The organism is Vibrio sp. SCSIO 43155 (assembly GCF_023716605.1).
In the GTDB taxonomy this organism is placed as follows: Bacteria; Pseudomonadota; Gammaproteobacteria; order Enterobacterales; family Vibrionaceae; genus Vibrio; species Vibrio harveyi.
On sequence record NZ_CP071852.1, the window covers coordinates 1,990,637 to 2,009,620 of the forward strand.

At 46.9% G+C, this 18,984-nt stretch carries 14 protein-coding genes; 4 read left to right on the plus strand and 10 right to left on the minus strand.

All coding sequences use genetic code 11. From position 1 onward, the window contains the following. Positions 1–280: 280 nt before the first annotated feature. On the plus strand, positions 281–3,991 hold the full coding sequence (locus tag J4N44_RS08930) for a M66 family metalloprotease (protein ID WP_252045093.1): 3,711 nt from the start codon (positions 281–283) through the stop codon (positions 3,989–3,991). Positions 3,992–4,106: 115 nt separating this feature from the next. Here J4N44_RS08930 and J4N44_RS08935 read toward each other — a convergent pair whose 3' ends face one another. Continuing rightward, on the minus strand, positions 4,107–6,551 hold the full coding sequence (locus J4N44_RS08935; protein WP_252044256.1) for a collagenase: 2,445 nt from the start codon (positions 6,549–6,551) through the stop codon (positions 4,107–4,109). A gap of 43 nt (positions 6,552–6,594) precedes the next feature. Beyond that, positions 6,595–6,768 carry a hypothetical protein gene (locus J4N44_RS08940; protein ID WP_239912193.1) on the minus strand — a complete coding sequence of 58 codons (174 nt, stop codon included), beginning with the start codon at positions 6,766–6,768 and terminating at the stop codon, positions 6,595–6,597. A 278-nt stretch (positions 6,769–7,046) separates the two neighbouring features. Between J4N44_RS08940 and J4N44_RS08945 the strand changes: the two genes are divergently transcribed. After that, the gene (locus J4N44_RS08945) at positions 7,047–7,541 is read left to right on the plus strand and encodes a beta/gamma crystallin-related protein (RefSeq protein WP_009703515.1); all 495 of its coding nucleotides are present in this window, start codon (positions 7,047–7,049) and stop codon (positions 7,539–7,541) included. A gap of 74 nt (positions 7,542–7,615) precedes the next feature. Here J4N44_RS08945 and J4N44_RS08950 read toward each other — a convergent pair whose 3' ends face one another. The 5 genes from J4N44_RS08950 to J4N44_RS08970 all read right to left on the minus strand — a co-directional run bounded on the left by J4N44_RS08950 (position 7,616) and on the right by J4N44_RS08970 (position 14,546). Then, complete coding sequence (locus J4N44_RS08950; RefSeq protein ID WP_252044258.1) at positions 7,616–8,875, minus strand: sensor histidine kinase; 1,260 nt, start codon at positions 8,873–8,875, stop codon at positions 7,616–7,618. Then, on the minus strand, positions 8,872–9,561 hold the full coding sequence (locus J4N44_RS08955) for a response regulator transcription factor (RefSeq protein ID WP_252044261.1): 690 nt from the start codon (positions 9,559–9,561) through the stop codon (positions 8,872–8,874). Before J4N44_RS08955 ends, J4N44_RS08950 begins: the two co-directional genes overlap by 4 nt. A gap of 53 nt (positions 9,562–9,614) precedes the next feature. Further along, the gene (locus J4N44_RS08960) at positions 9,615–10,097 is read right to left on the minus strand and encodes a winged helix-turn-helix domain-containing protein (protein ID WP_252044263.1); all 483 of its coding nucleotides are present in this window, start codon (positions 10,095–10,097) and stop codon (positions 9,615–9,617) included. Positions 10,098–10,311: 214 nt separating this feature from the next. Continuing rightward, a complete protein-coding gene (locus J4N44_RS08965) occupies positions 10,312–13,401 on the minus strand; it encodes a multidrug efflux RND transporter permease subunit (RefSeq protein ID WP_252044265.1) in 3,090 nt (1,029 codons plus the stop codon). 5 nt (positions 13,402–13,406) lie between these two features. After that, positions 13,407–14,546: an efflux RND transporter periplasmic adaptor subunit gene (locus tag J4N44_RS08970; RefSeq protein WP_252044266.1), complete on the minus strand. Its 1,140-nt coding sequence runs from the start codon at positions 14,544–14,546 to the stop codon at positions 13,407–13,409. A gap of 224 nt (positions 14,547–14,770) precedes the next feature. Here J4N44_RS08970 and J4N44_RS08975 point away from each other — a divergent pair, with 224 nt between their 5' ends. Further along, entirely contained in the window at positions 14,771–15,199 is a 429-nt protein-coding gene (locus tag J4N44_RS08975) for a hypothetical protein (RefSeq protein ID WP_252044267.1), read from the plus strand. Between the two features lie 9 nt (positions 15,200–15,208). Next, positions 15,209–15,883 (plus strand): Crp/Fnr family transcriptional regulator, encoded by a 675-nt coding sequence (locus J4N44_RS08980; RefSeq protein WP_005439924.1) that lies wholly within the window; start codon positions 15,209–15,211, stop codon positions 15,881–15,883. Between the two features lie 68 nt (positions 15,884–15,951). Here J4N44_RS08980 and tsgA read toward each other — a convergent pair whose 3' ends face one another. The 3 genes from tsgA to J4N44_RS08995 form a co-directional block, all read right to left on the minus strand. Continuing rightward, the gene (gene tsgA / locus J4N44_RS08985; protein WP_045412485.1) at positions 15,952–17,118 is read right to left on the minus strand and encodes an MFS transporter TsgA; all 1,167 of its coding nucleotides are present in this window, start codon (positions 17,116–17,118) and stop codon (positions 15,952–15,954) included. Positions 17,119–17,203: 85 nt separating this feature from the next. After that, entirely contained in the window at positions 17,204–17,914 is a 711-nt protein-coding gene (gene deoD, locus J4N44_RS08990; protein ID WP_370445480.1) for a purine-nucleoside phosphorylase, read from the minus strand. Positions 17,915–18,135: 221 nt separating this feature from the next. Then, positions 18,136–18,984: an ABC transporter permease gene (locus J4N44_RS08995; RefSeq protein ID WP_017190291.1), complete on the minus strand. Its 849-nt coding sequence runs from the start codon at positions 18,982–18,984 to the stop codon at positions 18,136–18,138.

Here is an 18,984-nt window from a genome sequence, read left to right on the forward strand (position 1 = left end):
TTAGAACAACATGCCATTCGCATACATAAGAAACATCATTTTGTATAGATAGATAAATACGAATTTGGACATAAGATACCAATCTAATTTCGCGACCAAATCAGAGCTGGAAGCAAAATCACAAGCGCAATTCATGCTATCTATTTCGCCGTCAATTCCCATCAGATAATCAAATCTGTAAGCCACTCACATTGAGATTGCTTATGTAATCCCCTCCATACTGTGTCGAGCTTCTGGCGACACATAAATGTCTATTCCATTGGCAAAAGTAGAGTCTAATATGAAGAAAAACACGCTCGCTTGGCTGATCTCATCCTTGCTAGGAAGTACAGCCGCTTTCGCAAACGCGAACCACGACCTAACCTTGGTCGAAGTCGGTAACCAAACCTTTGAACGCATAGAAATGCTCAAACAGTTAGCAGACAAAGGTCAAGGCACGTCTCTACGTGATGGCGAAACCTACCTTGATTTTCAAGGCTATGAATACTGGGTTAACTTCGATGGCTACCCTAAGTTCCCATTCTTATTCGGCGATCAAGACCAAGCCTACCGCAATGTGGTGGACTTCGTCGGTCCTGAATGGGAATTCATCATGTACAACGGTGGCTTCTACCTGATGCACAAAGAGTTTAGCGTGATGAACCCAGACGACACAGGTTGCTACGTAGAATATATCCCTGCAGCCCGAGGCTCGAAGCGTCCAAATGGCGAATACATTTGGCAGTCAGATATGATTCAAAACATCGAGACTTCTAACTGTGGTGACCTATCTGCGCCAAGCATCAATGCATTGAACGTAGCCAGCGTTTCAGATCAAGGTGTTCAGCTAAAATGGGCTACGCAAAACGCGAATGACAACGTGGTTTTGACGTTGACCGAATCAGGTTCAGAGCCCGTTCGTTATGACAACGTTCAATCTGGCTTGTTCATTGGCAGCCTGAAACCAGACACTCGGTACACGGCGGAGCTTTCTTCGTGCAATGCGATTGATTGTATCGAGCCACAAAAGATTGAGTTCACGACAAGTGCCGCACGCCTTGCTTACGCAGATGAATTGCCGCTAGTAAATCATTTGAATGGCGATTTGACTGGTTCTATCCATTTTGCTCAAACCCATACGACCACCGCCCCAAATCAAAACGATGTTAACCTGTTCCCTGACTTGGTGATCGACCGTGAAGCTCTGCTGTTATTCACACCAGAAGACAAAACCGTTCAACAAGTTTGGGTAGAAGTGAGCTTTGAAGGCACTGTAATCACTCGCCTCCTAATGCTGCCACCAAGCGCGCTTGCGGCTTCTGATCAGCCAGATAATGGACGTTCTAAAGTAGTATTCTCCCATCACGCGTGGTCACTGCCGCTGCAATGGGATTGGATGAAGCCAGGCTTGTCGCTGCGCTTAACCGATAACACTGATCGCCAAGGCGATTTAGCTGCTAATGAACTTGTTTTTGGCGGCGCGCCGGAGCTTATCATTCAAAACATCGACATGGGTATGCTCACGGCGCCGCGTGATGGCAACACCATGATCAAAAACATGGCAAAACTCAGCGCCGACTACTTCCAGAAAATCCCAGCATCTAAACTGGTGATGGCGGATTACACTGCCGCTTATTTCCCGAAAGTGACGCTGCCAAACGGTAAGGTTTACACCACAAGCTCCGATGGTGAAGGTGGCTGGCACGGCGGTGACATGCGTGAAGCCATTGGTAAAGCACTGGTCTCTACAGGTGTGAATAATGCGAACGTCGGCATTACCGATAGTGCTGGCTATTCGCAAGCTTACAATAAACGCTTCAACCATATTACTGCGCACACCAACCGCGGCGTGTACACCAATGGCATTATTGATCATGGCGGCAGTGGCGGCGGTGGCATCGTGACGTTAACAGCGACAACCGGTAACGAATGGTCTCACGAACTGGGTCATAACTACGGTCTGGGTCACTACCCTTGGTATGCTTCAACGCATGATTTGGAATCTGGTTGGGGTTGGGATGCCCTGCATCGCCGCTTTATCGGTAACTTACATTGGACAGGTGAAGCCACGACAAACGATGTGGGTGGTGAAGTGGTACCACCATTTGCGGGTGAATTCCGCTTTATGCGTGACGCTCAAGCCGGTGGCGAAGCTGCGCTATTGGGCACCATTAGTCATTACACGTTAGAGCACCCTTCTCAGTCTCGCCGTGTACAAACTTGGCTCAATAACGGCTTTAACGTCGATTTAAACAGCTCGACTGGTTATGTTCGTTGGAATCAAGAAAGCCAAAGTTACGAAGAAGCACAAACCGACACGCCAGTACCTAGCGCGGCAGGCGTGCCTGTTGTCACTATGTTGGGCATTTACGATCCGCGTAACGAACTTGCAAGCCAAGTTTACCCACTGATTTACTCCAACTACGGCAACGTGTTTGAGCTGCCTTCTGCACCAGACGTAACTTATCATCCCGAGGGTTGGCAAGCGGTGTCTTCTTTGTCTGACGAGCAAATTCAACAAGAATTGTGGCAGACGATGAAGGTCAACAACCAGCAGGCTCGTATTTGTCAGTTCACCTACACGGCAAGCAACGGCGAAACTGCAAACTTCGTCGGTACAGTCAGTGCGGATATGGCGCGTTGTGAAAGCAGCGAAGACATGTACTGGAACATCAATGGTCAGCGTGAGCGCATGATATCTCAAGATCATGACTATTCACTGCTGTCTAAATACGGTGAAGGTGCTGTGACTTACACGCCGAACACCGAAATTGGTGAAGTGCCACTTTGCGTGCTTGATAAATCTGGCACGAGCCATGATGGTGCGGGCTACTTTACCTCTTCCCATTGCCAACAGTTTAGCGGCGTGAAACACAACAACGGAGCAGATTGGCGTTACGCACGACATCAAGGTGGAATGCATCAACCGAGTATGATCTCTCAACGTAGCTGCGCAGTTACTGTGGAGCGCCAAGATGGCTCAGTACAGAACATTGCGGTTGCAAGTAGCCGATTAAACGACTCACAAAGCAATAAGTTCCACTTTAACCTAGAGCAACTGCCACTACCGACTCGTGTCACCTTAAGTTGTACTGACGTGAATGGTGAACAAGTGCTAGATAGCTTGATCCCTGATCAAAACCCAGCGATCGATAAGCTTGTTGGTCCTATCTTTGTTGGTCAGGAGCACGGTTACAAACAATACGTTGATGAACAAGTCATGTTTGCCGACAACGCAGCGTTAAACCGCATCGAATTTGGCTTTGTGGCTGACTTCGACAAGTTCGTAGCAGACAACTACGGAGCGGGTGTGCTGAACAATGGTGAGACAAGCGCAGAACGCCGCGCTGGTGCACTTTACGTGTACCCTAACCCAGTCACCGGCACTCGCGATTACTTCCTAATGCGTGATATCTCTGCGGCGGATTTCCCAACCAACCAAGCAGACAATGAAGGCTGGAAGTACCTAGGCTCAGCGGAAAACCATGTCCAGTTTGGTTTTAACCCACTGAAAGTCGATCGTAGTAACATCGACAATGCACAGCGCATTGCCAACTACTTCAATCAACCGCAGTTGCTAACGTGGGAACAAGCGAGTTCAACGGCATGGGGTCAATCTGAGAACGCAATTTTCATTGATACCGATGAAAGCGGTGAGCGCCGTTACTTTATGCAAAAACGTCCGGGAGTGAACAGCGCGTTGCCAGTTCAAAACACCTCTGACGCTGATTGGCGCTTTATTGGTAGCGACACGGATATTGAACAGTACATTGCTGAGCTCAACAGTGACCTAGCTAAGTTTGAAGCCGAAATCTTAAACTGGCACAAGCAAGATCGCATGGGAGTTTGGGGCGAGAACAACAACACGGGAACGATAAACGATATTTACGTGTACCACTTCCGTGGTGGTTACCATTACTACCGCCTCATTGACGGCAAGTACTGGTACTTCCCTTGGCCAACGGAGGCGAACCCAAACAACGCTGATTGGCAGTACTTGGGGCACTTCTAAGCCTCAACCGATATTCAATATGAATAAAAACGCCCTGCACAATGTAAACTCGTGCTGGGCGTTTCATTTTCTGTTGTTACTAGGACCAGTTGATCTTAATCAACAGAAACAATGTTTACTGACGACAACCTGAGGTATCAAAGTCCACTACAATCGCGGCATTTTCAAACTCACCAGAGACTTTAACGTACCCCCAGTAATTGCGCTGATTGGACAAGGTAATACACTCGGCATTACCCGCATTGTCTGACCACGCATGGTGATTTGAACCGTTTGGCCAACCATCATTGCTGTACTCAATTTTCAGGTCGCCTACCCCATTTGCCGTGGTGATTGCCATGCTGGTGTGCTCATTGATCGCTGGGATACTCAACCAAATGGTTTGTTGCGTCGCCAAACACGCCGCTTGTCCCACAGTTAAGCGTCCACCACTGATTTTACTTTGCACTGCACAATCTTGTGGTAGCGCATCAGAACCGCCCTGCGCCGTAATAGTAAGACTGTGTGTCGTGCTTGCGGTTAGCCCATCATTATCAGTCACGGTTAAGCTGATCGTGTACTGCCCTTCACTGCCATATTGGTGCGACGGCTGGGTTTGTGTGCTGGTCGTGCCATCACCGAAATCCCACAAGACGCTGACGATCTTCCCGTTTGCATCCGTGCTGTTTTCACTGCTAAATGTAATGCTTTCACCGACTTTACCCTCACTGTTTGCGGTTATGACTGCATTAGGAGCATCACCAGAAACAAGAGCTTGTTGCCACTGTTCAAACTCGCTCTGGTATAAGGTTGCCCACTGATTAATGGTTGCTTTGTAATTTGCCCAGTTACCCTGACGAGTTTCTATCAGCATTTGATTTACGTCGTCTTTATGTCGCTCAAACATGAATCGAACCGCCAAGTAACCCCAGCGATAAATTCTATCGACATCAAAGCCATCATAACTGGTCTCAAAGATCTCGCTGAGCGTAAACGTTGACCCATCTTTGATGGTGTCTATCGCAGCTTGGTTATCGTTCTCCTTCGACACATATTCGGCAATGCCCTCACTCCACCACACGATTCTTTCAGTTGGATGACCGAAGCCACCATAAAGGTCAAATCGTCCATCAAGGTAATGAACATACTCGTGCTCTAGGTTCCACACAAAGTGATCTGGGTTGGCGTAAGGCGCTTCATAAGCAACAAAATTAGGGATGTTCCCCGGCGTTGCGGGATCGCCCTCAAGGTACATTCCTCCATTGTTGGTACTGATGTTAAAAATCGGTCCAGCGTATTTGCCGTAATCATCGCTTGAATCAAAGATATTGACCTGCAACTGCGTGTTGTAGTCATCCGCAACAGGCTGTCTTCCTGTCTCAAGTGAAGTGTGGAAATACCCCTCTTCGTACCCCATCTTCGAACAAGCCGCGACGTGCTGCTCTTGCGTCATGTTCTGCGACAAAATACGAATGGTAGGACTACACGTGTACGATTGAGAAAGCACTAAACCCTTCAACTGGGACTCAAAGTTACAAATTCCATAGTCACTACAATCCGCGTAATAAGAGACTGTATCGGCAGCGCCAAGCCAAATGGCATCGCCTCTACCGTACATCTCGTATTGAGCAAAGATCTCGGTCAGTTTGCTTTTCACTGTACTGGAAGCAGTACCGGAATATTTGGTTAATCGTCCTAGCTCACGACCAGCATTCGCTGCCATAAACTCATCACTAGCACCAATAGCTGACGAGCGTAGCGCAAAGTCTCCTAGTGCTTTAACAAGCTCAGTCTGATTACCAATGGTTTGCACAAATTGCTCATTCCACTGACCACCAAACAAAATGGTAAATACGCCATTCACTGCATTCCGCATGTACCAGTTCTGAGCGTATTGACTGTCCCAGCGAGTGAGCCACTGCGTAACCTGTGGTAGGTAGGCATGCTGGAGCCCTGCACTGTCCATAGTGATAATCACCTCACTGAGCACCTTGCCATGTGGGTCACTGTTCTCATAGAAGTTCGCATTATTAACAAAGGCATCGACGGCTTCTTGTACTGCAGGTGTCACCCAAGAAAGAAACGAGACCTTGCTGTTGTAAAACTCAGCGTAATAACCCGCTCGTAAATACAGGAACAAAGCTTCAAGCTCATCACTGCCGCCCCCAGCGTAGGCTTTCGCCAAATTGGTCGTGTGCTTTGCAATGTTGTACATGTGCCCAGACTCGAACGCCGCTTCTTGTATTCGACTCTCTGCTGAGAAAAGTCCATTAACACAGCTAGCCCCCTGGACCTTAAGGGCATTGATTAGATCATTGCTATTACTCGAAGTGAAAGCTTCTACATCACACACGTTTGATGCCTGCTCCGCAGACCGAGTAGAAAGAGTGCGAAGAGTCGGTTTCGGTTGTTGGGGAAGCAGCTTAGTTGGTGCATAATCTGGCAATGCTCTATCATTACCGTTTTGATGAGCGTGATGTTGGTATATTTCTGTGACTTGCTGCGATGGCTCACTTAAAGCAAGCGCATTCGTACTAGCAAAGAAGGTCGCTATCGCGACGGTGAGATTTTTCAATTCCATCTTGATTCTTCTATATGATGAGTTCCTTAAATGCCGTTACCACTTAGGCATCACCATTTACTCTTCTCACGACAAAGAGCACCCTCTCATATAAGGGCGATTGAGCTTTAAAATAAACAAATCCGTTGTACTCAAAAACTTTGGTCTCAGTTTCTAGCACCAGATCTGCCATAGCACGAACTTTATAAAATCTATTTGCTTGATAGCGATTGATCACCTACCACCTCCCTTTAGCAAGCTCAAAATCAGCCACGTTGCTTACTTTAACGCCCCGCACTCAATTGAACTTGCTCGTTGGCTTCGTCCCTTTTTAAAACTCCCGTAAATCAATCGTTGAAATAATCAGCAACAACATACACTTGTGTGATTTTAAGGTTAATTTTCAAGCCATAACGCTCCGTTCTCATTACCTAAACACAAAGTTGTGGTATTCATTCTGCGATTATTTGATCGACTTAAATTAGGATTATCAATATGACTTTGGTTAAGAGATTTATGTTAGGAACATTGCTGTTTTTACCGTCGCTTAGCTATGGCGGTGATTTTGTTTACGTTTGCTCTCTAAAACCTTTTATGGATACATTTTCTCAAGCAGGTCGAACTGAAGCAGAGGCAAGACAGAACGTACGAAGCAGTTGTGAAAAGCAATATGGGGAAGGCAGTATCTTTTGTAAAACGTCTGATGCGAAATGCGAAGGCTCCTCTCTTCGTGGCAGTAGTGATAGTGATGTGAATGATAATGCGTCAGCCGTGATTTATCAGTATCGACACCAAACAGGTCCATCACTGATGCTTAGCCATGACATTTCCGACCTCAGTATGTACAAATTCGATGACAAAATGAGCTCGTTTTCTATCCCTCGCGGATGGCGTGTCCGTTTTTATGTCGATAAAAACTTCCGAGGTGATTACTACACCCGCGATCATGGCTCATACAATGCCGATGGCTTTGAAGATAAGATCAGTTCAATCAAGATCATTTCTCGTTAAGCTTCCACGTTTGCGCTTTGCTTAAAACAGCCCCTCGGTAAATCGAGGGGTTGTATTATCAAAAAGCGTCGAACTTAATTTGGAAGAAAATCAATAAAGACATCATGACCATTATCAATGGCTCGGTTTTTATACAGCCAATTGTTCTGCTTGATGATTCGTTCAGTCAATTCAAGCCCTAAGCCAAAACCGAGATTGTTCTCTTCTGCATCTTGAGTTGCACTTTGATTGAATATCACCACCGAGCTGCCCTCTTGCTTTACTTGCACAAAACCATCTGCCGTGTGTTGGAAAGCGTTGCGAACCAGATTGGTGCAAACCATTCGCGCTAACGGTTCAACCAATAACACTTGTTGTCGATCAGTAATAATATCGACGGTTACTTGCTTGCCTTGCAGCAAATAGGACAATTCATCAATGATTTGGGCTAATAAATCTCCCAACGCCACTTCTTTGGCTGGGATTTGAGGCGCGTTACCTCGGTTGAGCCACAGTATTGCTTCTGTTAAGTCGGTCATCGTCGCATTTGCACGCGATATCCGTCTGAGCACCTCCTGTTGTTTTTCCACCTCAACTTGCTTTTCACACATCTTCTTTAGCAGTTCGGTATTAGTTTTGGTGACCGCAATAGGTGTTCTCAGCTCATGACTTGCGTAGGCAAGAAATTTCTTCTCACGCTCAACACTTTGCTGCACTGACTCCATGCTTGATTTAACGATATTCGCCAACACGTTTAGCTCGCTGTAGTGAAAATCTGGAATAGGCTGACTAAGCTGATCCGTCGTCATGTTCTTTGCCCAATTCTTTAACTGTTCAACAGGTGTTGTGACCTTGCGAAAGATGATGATCAAAACCAAATAGAACAGCAATATCGCCACCAACGCGGTAGAAAAAATAATGAAGAAGTGAGGAAATTCATCATCAACGGGGAACTGCTCAGTGCTGTCGTAGAAAGACACTGAGACATATTTCAGCATGCCATTATGCTGCACTTTCATCGCAAACAATGCCATTTTGGGTGGCGAGAAGATTGAACCATCAACAAAATAGTTGGTAAGTGTATTCGTTTCCAAGCTATCACGAGGAATATTCTCACGCACATCTTGGGGCAAATCGCGCCAACGTGAAGCAATGGTAAAGTCGCTGATTTTTACTGGTTCTCCAGGTTGGGTCTCTATAGAGATCGCGTGAGAGAACATCGAGTCTCTTAGTGCGATGTCCATGCCGGAGAAAAAGTAGTGCATCGTTAAAATGGACAACACCACAATGGTCGTAATGCCTGTGAGTAATACTGCAAAGAAACTGTATAAACGGATACTGGGTCTGATCTTCACGACGCATCTCCTTCTGAGATAACAAAGCCTTGCTTCACCACGGTCTTGATGAGCTTTTTCTGGTGCCCTTGGTCGACGCGCTGACGCAGGTTAAACATGTGAACTTTAAGGCTGTTGCTGTCGGGCTGTTCTTCACCCCAAATTTTGTACATCAACTGCTCACGAGTGACAGGATTTGGGCTCTCACGCATCAGCACTTCTAATATCTTAAAAGAAATCGGAGACAGTAAAACGGACTGCCCTGCTCGATTCACAGTCTTCTTTTGTACATCGATGGTCAGATCGGCAATGGTTAACTTGGTGTTTTGCGCACTACGTCGTTTAGATAAGGCAATAGTTCGGGCAATCAACTCTTCCATCGCAAAAGGTTTGATAAGGTAGTCATCTGCCCCGCGCGAAAATCCCGCAAGTTTGTCGCTCAGCGAGTCTAATGCTGTGAGCATGATGATTGGCGTTTCCAACCCTTGTTCTCGCAGTTTTTCACATACATCTAAGCCGTTCATTCTTGGCAAATTGATATCCAAAATGATCACGTCATAGTCGGTTTTTTCAATCATCTGCAAGCATGCCACGCCGTTCGCCACATGGTCGCAATGGATGTCTTCCAAGGCGAGATAGTCAATCACAGCGCTCGCAAGGTCGTGATCATCCTCTACGATGAGAAGCTGTAAGTGATTGGATGACATGAAATCCCCTTAAATGTTGTTTAGTTGGTGGAATGAACGCTTTGGACTGTGTTTTACCATATCGCAAAAGCGTCCCTAATTTTACTTAACCAACTTTTGGTCTTTTGATAAAACTCGACCGCATAAGTGGCCTCTTCACAATGCGTAGAAGGCATCTCGATTTGTGTTTGCTGTTTAAGGCTCTCTTCAACAATGAGCTTATCTGGAGGCAAACGCTCTATAGAAGCGATGAAACGGTAACCGCACTTAGGCACAGTAAGAATATACTCAGACTTTTGACGATTGTCGCACAAGGTCCTTCTTAGCGTTGCAATGGCTTGGGTCAAACTCGCTTCAGTGACTTTAACGTCATTATCCGTCCAAATGCTATCAAACAGAGTTTGCCTCGATAGAGTTTGGTTTGGGTGTTCAATCATCATACCAAGTAACTGATTGCTGTTTTTGCCAAGCACTTTTGTCTCTTCTTCTTGCTCGGTATCCACAATGGTGCCATCAAGAAAAGAGTAAACAAATCGACTACCGATAAGAACCGTCACGCTACCACTCTCCATGCTCGTTATTATTTTCGCTTTTTCGAGAGTGGATACTAAAAAGGGTCAGGTTAAGGTTGGGTTAAGACGACCCTAACTGAACGCAAAAAGGGGCGAATTCACTCGCCCCTATTATTTTTGAATCGCCTAGCGTAGTAATACCTTGTTAGACACGAGCTTGCTTTGGCATCGCTCCTACTTGGCTAACCATTGACGCGACTTAACGCTTAGTTTTGGTTAGCTTGTTCACAAACACAAAGAAGGTCGGCACAAACAACAAGGCTAATAACGTCCCTGATACCATGCCACCAAACACGCCTGTACCAAGTGAATTCTGGATCTCTGAGCTTGCCCCACTTGCGAACATCAGTGGCACAATACCAAAGGTAAATGCCAGAGAGGTCATCAAGATTGGTCGTAATCTCAATTTCGCCGCTTGAATTGCCGCTTCAGCAACCGACAATCCCAACTTGCGTTGTTGGTTGGCAAACTCAACAATCAAAATCGCGTTTTTAGCCGATAAACCGATCAGGGCAATTAAGCCCACTTTAAAGAACATATCGTTTTGCAGCCCACTTAATGATACCGCCCACGCAGAACCCAATAGCCCAAGCGGTGCGACCAAGACAACTGCAATTGGTATGGTCCAGCTCTCATATAACGCAGCAAGCACTAAAAACACCACCAGCAAAGAGAACAGCAACAAGATCTCCACTTCAGATTCTGCCTGGCGTTCTTGTTTAGACAAGTTGGTCCATTCAATACTCACGCTGTCATCGACTTGGCTAGCGACTTCTAACACTGCGTTCATTACCTGTCCGGAGCTGTAGCCCTGAGCCGCCATCGCAGAAGTGTCCGCCGCTTGCATACCATTATATCGAGTTAGCTGTTGCGGCATGGACTTCCAATCAGCTTTGATCAGCTCAGATAAGTAGACCAATTTTCCACTGCTGTTTTTCACCGCAATGCCCAACACATCTTCGATGTTCATGCGGTATTTCTGATCCGCCTGCACAATCACCTTCTGCATCCGCCCATGATTTGGAAAATCATTGACGTAGTTTGACCCCATAGCGGTGCTCAGAGTTTCGCTAATGTCAGAGAACGAAACACCCAACGTCATTGCCTTTTCACGGTCAATATCTAACGCCAGCCCTACCGTATAAGGAGTTGCGTTATAAAACAGCCCTGTCACTTCTGGTCGAGCCGTCAATGCTTGGTTGAACTTCTGTTTCAGTTGTTCAAAATCGGCTGCGCTTCTATTTGCTCGGTCTTGCAGTTGAAAGCTAACACCATTAGTTGCGCCCAACCCTTGGATTGCAGGAGGTAAAGCGGCAAACACCGCACCATCATTAGAGTGCTCACTCATGTACGCGTTAAATGCATTGGCAATGTCCGCACTCGAACGCTCACGCTTATCCCACTCAACTAAGTCTGTAATCATGAGTGCAGAGCCGGAGCCGGAGCCCGCAAAACTAAAGCCCAAGACTACGTTGGAAGCGCGCACCTCTGGCTGAGCTAATAAGAACTTTTCAGCAATCGAAACCACTTCTAAGGTTCTTTCTCGGCTCGCATCGGCTGGCAGTTGGATCGACGAAAAGAAGTAACCTTGATCTTCTTCTGGGAAGAAAGTGCTGTTGAGTTGCTGGAACATGTACACCGCACCCACCGATAACACGAGGTAAATCCCCATCATGCGCATCGTTTTATTGGTTGTCTTCGCCACCAACGAGCCATAACGCTGGGTGGAGGATTCAATCGCGCGGTTAAACCAACCCAATAAACCCGTACGCTTGTGCGCATCTTCCTTAATGGGTTTTAACATGGTCGCACACAGCGCTGGCGTCAGGGTTAGCGCCAAAAATGCAGAGAACAAAATCGCAACAGCGATCGACAGCGCAAACTGCTGATAGATTTGCCCAGACGTCCCCGAAGCGAAAGAGATTGGCACAAACACCGCCACCATGACCGCCGTTACCCCAATTACGGCACCGGAGATTTCTTTCATCGCTTTTTTAGTCGCTTCTAAAGGTGATAGTCCTTCTTTTGCCATCAAGCGTTCGACGTTTTCCACCACAATGATCGCATCATCCACAATGATACCGATCGATAGAACAATCCCGAACATAGTGAAAACATTAATCGAAAAGCCCATCAACTTCATGATCACGAACGCACCGCACAAGGCTATCGGTGCGACAATGGCGGGGATAAAGGTGTAAGTAAATCGCTGCAAAAATAGGTACATCACGATAAACACCAAGATCATCGCTTCAACCAACGTCTTAACCACTTTCTGAATGGAGATTTTCGCAAATGGTGCTGCATCACCCGACGCCATGTAGTCGATGTCTTCAGGAAAGGTTTTCTTGAGCTCCTTCATCCGCGCATGAATGCGGTTCGACGTCGCCACCGCATTCGCGCCTGACATCATCTTAATCCCGATACTTGCCGACGATATGCTATTGATGCGACTGCCAAAGTTATAGCTTTCTTGCCCCAATTCAACGCGCGCCACATCTTTAAGTCGCAGTTGTTTACCATCGGTCGAAGAGCGCAAAATGATGTTCTCAAACTCTTTGACGTTTTTGAGCTGTCCCGACGCGGTCAACGGCGTTACGGTTTTCTGCCCTACTTTTGCAGGCTCTTGCCCTACTTGCCCCGAAGCGATTTGTACGTTTTGCGCGCTGATGGCGCCCGTCACGTCAGACATGGTAAGGTCATAAGAAACTAGCTTTTGTGGATCGACCCATATACGCATCGCGTGCTCGGCAGAGTAAACCGTCACTTTACCAACCCCAGGTATACGCTTGATTTCATCGGTCACATTGCGCGCTAAAAAGTCACTCAATGCCCCTTCTGTCATCTTGCCTGATTTGGAGTACACGCTTAAATACATCAGATCGGAGCTTGAACTCGACTCAACATTCAAACCACTTTGTCTTACGTCTTGAGGTAAACGAGGCTCAACGGTTTTTATTTTGTTCTGCACCGCAATTTGCGCCAGTTCAGGGTCAGTCCCGTAGGCAAACTTCACGCTGATCTGCCCATTACCAGTAGAATCTGAGCTGGATGTAAACGACTCAATGCCATCAGTACCAAACAACTCACGTTCGATGATCGAAATAACGGTGTCATTGATGGTTTCCGGCGAGGCTCCTTGGTAGCTAAAAAAGACGTCAACCTGAGGCTGACTCACCGACGGAAATCGCTCCACTGCGAGCTGCGTAATCGACACTAAACCCAAAAGCGTAATAAGGATGCCGATCACCCACGCAAAGATGGGGCGGCGAATAAAAAAGTGCGACATAGTGATTACCCATTCAACTGCTTAGTATTGTCGTGCCATTCCATTGTTTCGATACTGGTACCGGGAAAAGCGTTCTCACCACCAACGACCACCACTTGCTCTCCTTCATTGACACCACTGGTCACTAAGGTCATGCCGCCAGTATTACCATCGGTCGTTACAAGCCGTTCTTCCAATTGCCCATTTTTCACCACCAACAAGTAAGCCTCGCCCGTCGATTTGTGTTTCACGGCTAAATTGGGAATAGCAAAACCCTCAACTTCGCCAACGGGGATCTGTGCTCGTACAAATTGCCCAACCAACAATCCTCGCGATGTGTTATCAACGACAGCACGCAAGGTCACGTTGCTGGTTTCTTCATCCACATACACAGCGGAATAGACCACCTTACCGGAGAGGATCTGACCGCTGGGCGATATCACTTTTAAGCTGCGATCGGATTGATGGATGTCATCGGTTAAGCGAGAAGCCATAGACGCCGGCACTTGCACGTCGAGATACACTTGATCAACCTTACGAATCACCGCTAGCGGCGACGAGTCACTCGGCTTGACCAACGCACCTTCAGTGATCAGCTCTTCACCTATCACACCGTCAATTGGAGCGGTCACGACGGTACGCTCTAAATCGAGTTTGGCTTTATTAAGCTGCGCTTTGCGGCTCATCCATTGCCCTTTCGCTGTACCAACACTAAAACGCGCATCATCTAAGTTCTGCTGACTGGCAAAATCAGTCTCACTGAGCTTTTTCAATCGCTCATATTGCGCTTGTGCTTTTTTATAAGCGTTTTCAGCTTCAACCACGTTAGCACGCTGGGTTTCGACTTCAATTTGGTAGGAGTCAGCATCGATTTGATATAAGGGTGTGCCTTTCTTCACAAAGTCCCCTTGGGTGAATAACCTTGCTTCGATGATCCCCTCGACTTGAGGGCGGATTTGAGCAATTTTGATGGGATTTACGCGCCCTTGCACTTGCTCATACAACGCCGTAGTCGTGGATTTGGCAACAACAGTAGAGAGTTTTACAACCTGAGCAAATCCTGCCGGACCTGCTTGACTGGCTTCTTCAGAAGCGGAAGATGGATTGCACCCTGTGGTTATAAGAGCGGCGGCAATCATCACCGCAACCAAAGACTTTCTGTACATGTTTCTTTCTCACAATCAGATGACACGTTTTCGTCACTTAACTTGAATTCGCTCCCAAGGATGGAGCAGTGTGAGAACGGAAACTAGCAGCGGCTTGGTTAAGACAGGGTTAAGAGACCAAGCAATATCACGCAATAACGTAAAGAGGGCGACATGCATGTGACTTTTCGAATACCTTAAACGCAGTTACACTACGCTCTCTTTTCCTTTTCTGACGCATTCCCATGACTGATGCTGATATCGAGCTGCAACACCTTTGGTTAGAAGTCCAAGCTGAGCGCTGGCAAAACCTGTCACGCTTTTTGTTTAGCTATTACTGCTACAAACACAACCTCGTGAGTAAAACCAATAAAGTGTGTTGGGAAACTGCCCGTGCATCACTACCTTGCTCTAAGACGATTACCGAACGCAAACATGCGGTTGTCGAACCATTGATACCGGAAGATACGGTCGTTGGACTATTAAAAACCATCAGTAAAGATGGCGACATGAGCTTTGAAATAATGGCGAGCACACTCGACACGTTTTTGCGCTATGTTGTGATCAGCAAACAAGAAAAAGCCCAGCTAAAACCCAACATGCCGGCAAACTGGTATCAGCAAGAGACTAAGCCATTAATGGCACGTTTTGAGCTCGCAGGTATTGTGACTTAAGGTACGTCGATGCAGTTACAAACCCTAGGTAAAGGACGCTTTGAAGCGCAATGGAGTGAAGATAAACATCTCATCGAAAAAACGATCCGAGATTGCATCTGTACGCGCCGAATTTTTGATGAAAACGAAAAGCTCCTTACCCAAGGTGAGCATGTCGAAAACTTATATCTGGTCGATTCAGGGCGCATCTCTATGGGCGTTACCGCAAGAAACGGCAAAACGTTTCTGCTTGGCACGCTTGAGTGTGAACAACAAGTCTTTGGTGAAATGGAGTTCTTTACTGGCTATCGCTGCCAAATGGACATCGTTCCGGTAGAACCGGTTGAAGTTGCGATTATTGACGCGCAAAAGCTGCAAAAATGTCTGTTAGAACAACCTCGACTTTCGCTTTACTTTGCCAGCGCCATCGCGATTGATTACCAAGATACGGTGGAGATTCTTTCTCGCCGATTACTCTACCCAATCACCTATAACGTGGCATACGACATCTATCATCAGTATTTAAATGATCTTCCAGTGGATGGTTTCCAAAAGAACTATTTGGAAGCGGAACGATTTGCCACCTCAGACCGTGTGTATCGTCGCGCAGTAAAAGAGCTTGAGAACAAAGGCTTTATCGCCAAAGAAAAGAAAGGATTACGTATTCTCGACTTGGACGGACTGCGTAATTTTGTCGAAGAATAGCTGAGTTCTTCACTTGTCAATGAGAAAAGGTCTGCACAATGCAGACCTTTTTAATTCGCTCGCTTTAATTAAGCGATTTGCGTTTGCTCTACTGTCTTAAACTTCATTGAAACCACCAGCATTGCGACGACCACTGCGTAAATAACTGGGATAGCGTACATCACGGTTTGCAGACCAACCACGCTTTCCATTACCGAACTGATAGCTGGGCTGAACATCGCGCCCGCACTGCCGCTGATTAAGATGTAAGACACGTTTTTACTAGTTGCATTGCGCACAAACGATACTCCATAAGCGATGAAAGCATTGTAAAGCGCTGCACAAGCAAAGCCGTAACCATAAGTCAGGTATGAGAGCCATTCTAGTTTATCCGTAGTAACGATAACGCTGGTGATCACCATAGCAACAGAGATGATGGTCAGTAAGAAAGTTTGAATCTTCATACGTGAAACAATCACGGTAGAAACTAATGCGCCAACCAGAGCCGCAGACCAGTATTGAGTGATGATGTTGCCCGCTTGCTCAAATGGGATATCAAACTTCTCTTTCACGAACATTGGCGCCCAAGTTAGGAAGGTGTACAACGCAAGCATACCTAGGAACAAACCTACGCCACCGCTGATGATGCCGAAGTTCCATTCAGATTTTGCTTCTTGCTCAGCGCCGCTTTCACCACCACATTGGTTAAAGTTAGTCAGCAAAGCAACGAACATGGTTGCTAACGCCACAACGCCCACGCTTAGGTAACTGATGCTCCAATTCATTGCGTTCGTCAGTGCATAAGTGGTGATCAATGGGAAGACGACGCCTGCAATGTTAAAGGTCGCGTCTTGTACCACCAGCATGGTGCTTTGAATTTTGTCTTTCCACACCGATACCACGATAGTACCCGCGATACAAAGACCAACACCGCCACAGAAGCCAATCACAGTCATGCCGAGCATCACGATAAACAGAGAAGGCGCGACGTACAGACTCAGTGCCGCTGCGGCAATCGCGCCGTAACACAATACGGTCATGCGTTTAATGCCGACTTTTTCAATCAAAAAGAAAGCCGCGATCGTACCGGCAAGTGCGCCGCCGTTTAACAGCGAGAAAATCGATGCGACTTCGTTAACGTTCGCATCAAAGGTGTTGGCAAGCGGTTCAACCAACATACCAAATTGGGTCGCAAAACCCGCCATGATGAAATTGGCGAGAAAGCTAATTGCGGTGAGTGTTATTTTATTTTTCATAATTCACTCCAAAGGCTCATGAGATAGATGTTCTTAGTATTAGAGAGCCAGCGAGCCAGCTCTCAAAGAAAACTTAATTGTAGGGTTAAGCTTTAATCGCAGTTTCTAGCGCAATTTCAATCATATTGTTGAAAGAAAGCTGACGCTCTTCTGCAGTGGTTTCTTCGCCAGTAATGCAGTGATCAGACACGGTCAAAATCGCCAGCGATTCAATGCCGAATTGGTGTGCTAAGCCGTACAAGCCCGCCACTTCCATATCCACACCAAGCACGCCAAAGCGCTCTAGGGCTGGGATCATATCTTCATCCGGATCGTAGTAAAGATCGCCTGTGAAGATGTTACCTACTTTGACATCAATGCCCTTCTCTTTCGCAGACATGTAAGCGTTGTGCAGCAGTTCAAACGTTGCAGACGTTGCCATATGGTAGCCACTGCTGCGCTTAGCATTCGTCGGTGAATCTGTGCCTGCCGCTTGGGCTAGGATAACGTCACGCATGTGAACGTCTTTTTGCGTCGCGCCGATGCTGCCAATTCGGATGATGCGTTTCACACCAAAGTCATTAATCAGCTCGTGACCGTAAAGCACCATTGATGGAATGCCCATGCCGTGCCCCATCACTGAAATGCGCTGACCTTTGTAATAACCGGTGTAGCCCAGCATATTACGAATGTCCGTAACCAGTTTGGCGTCATCTAGGTAGGTTTCCGCGATGTATTTCGCGCGTAGCGGATCGCCCGGCATGATAACAGTTGAAGCAAAATCTTCTGCAGAACCTGCGATATGAGCAGTCATAATGTTTTCCTCGTTCGTTCTGATGGCGCAATCATAATGAGGAAGCAGGACAAAGTTTCAGGACAAAAGTCCGGTTTGAAAGTACGAGCTCTCATAACTGAGCAAAGCGTCAGTATTCAACGAAAAAAGCGCCCACAACGAGGCGCATTCGGTCAAAAAAGTGAGTAATTCTTTGCAGAGAAAGCTCAGGGTAACCGCAAAATGGCTTGTTGCTTCAACCAGATTTATTCTTGAATGCCACGGATGCGCACGTTTCGTCTGCGCAGTATTTCTAACGTGACGAGCAGACACACCGACATAAAAATCAACAGTGTCGCGACGGCGAGTATGGTCGGACTGATTTGCTCGCGAATGCCAGACCACATTTGCCTTGGTACGGTTTTTTGCTCCGCCCCTGTTAAGAACAGCGCGACCACCACTTCATCAAACGAAGTACCGAAAGCAAACAAGCCACCGGAGATCATACCCGGACGTATTAGAGGAAACGTCACATGTCTGAAGGTATACACCGGATTAGCTCCAAGGCTAGCAGCGGCTTTAACTAAGCTGTGGTCAAAACCACTCAGTGTTGCCGTTACCGTGATCACCACAAACGGTGTACCAAGTGCAGCGTGAGCCAAAATGATGCCGATGTAAGTCTGGGAAAGTCCTAAGCGCGTATAGAAGAAATACATTGCTGCCGCCGAAATGATCACCGGAACAATCATTGGCGAGATCAGTAGCGCCATGATGGCATTGCGAAACGGCAAATTACTGCTGGCTAACCCTAGTGCAGCTAATGTGCCAAGCGCTGTGGCAATCAAAGTCGCCATCAAAGCAATGAAGGTGCTGTTTTTGAGCGCTAACAACCACTGCTCGTTAGTGAACATCTCGTGGTACCAACGCACTGAATACGCCTCGGGATCAAGATTCAGCATGCCCTCAGTAAAGGTAAAATAAGGTGTGGCATTAAACGACAGAGGAATGATGGTTAAAATCGGTGCAATAAGGAAAAACAGCACTAAGCCGCAAAAAACTAAATACCCAGCGTAGGCAACTCTCTCGCCTTTGGATGCATAATTCGGCAAACCCAT

What these genes read in the sequence shown, in the direction of transcription:
- J4N44_RS08955 (WP_252044261.1), bottom strand. Translation starts at nt 9,561, where the DNA reads ATGTCATCCAATCACTTACAGCTTCTCATCGTAGAGGATGATCACGAC.
- tsgA (WP_045412485.1), bottom strand. Translation starts at nt 17,118, where the DNA reads ATGAAAAATAAAATAACACTCACCGCAATTAGCTTTCTCGCCAATTTC.
- J4N44_RS08995 (WP_017190291.1), bottom strand. Translation starts at nt 18,984, where the DNA reads ATGGGTTTGCCGAATTATGCATCCAAAGGCGAGAGAGTTGCCTACGCT.
- J4N44_RS08930 (WP_252045093.1), top strand. Translation starts at nt 281, where the DNA reads ATGAAGAAAAACACGCTCGCTTGGCTGATCTCATCCTTGCTAGGAAGT.
- J4N44_RS08975 (WP_252044267.1), top strand. Translation starts at nt 14,771, where the DNA reads ATGACTGATGCTGATATCGAGCTGCAACACCTTTGGTTAGAAGTCCAA.
- J4N44_RS08965 (WP_252044265.1), bottom strand. Translation starts at nt 13,401, where the DNA reads ATGTCGCACTTTTTTATTCGCCGCCCCATCTTTGCGTGGGTGATCGGC.
- J4N44_RS08970 (WP_252044266.1), bottom strand. Translation starts at nt 14,546, where the DNA reads ATGTACAGAAAGTCTTTGGTTGCGGTGATGATTGCCGCCGCTCTTATA.
- J4N44_RS08935 (WP_252044256.1), bottom strand. Translation starts at nt 6,551, where the DNA reads ATGGAATTGAAAAATCTCACCGTCGCGATAGCGACCTTCTTTGCTAGT.
- J4N44_RS08980 (WP_005439924.1), top strand. Translation starts at nt 15,209, where the DNA reads ATGCAGTTACAAACCCTAGGTAAAGGACGCTTTGAAGCGCAATGGAGT.
- J4N44_RS08945 (WP_009703515.1), top strand. Translation starts at nt 7,047, where the DNA reads ATGTTAGGAACATTGCTGTTTTTACCGTCGCTTAGCTATGGCGGTGAT.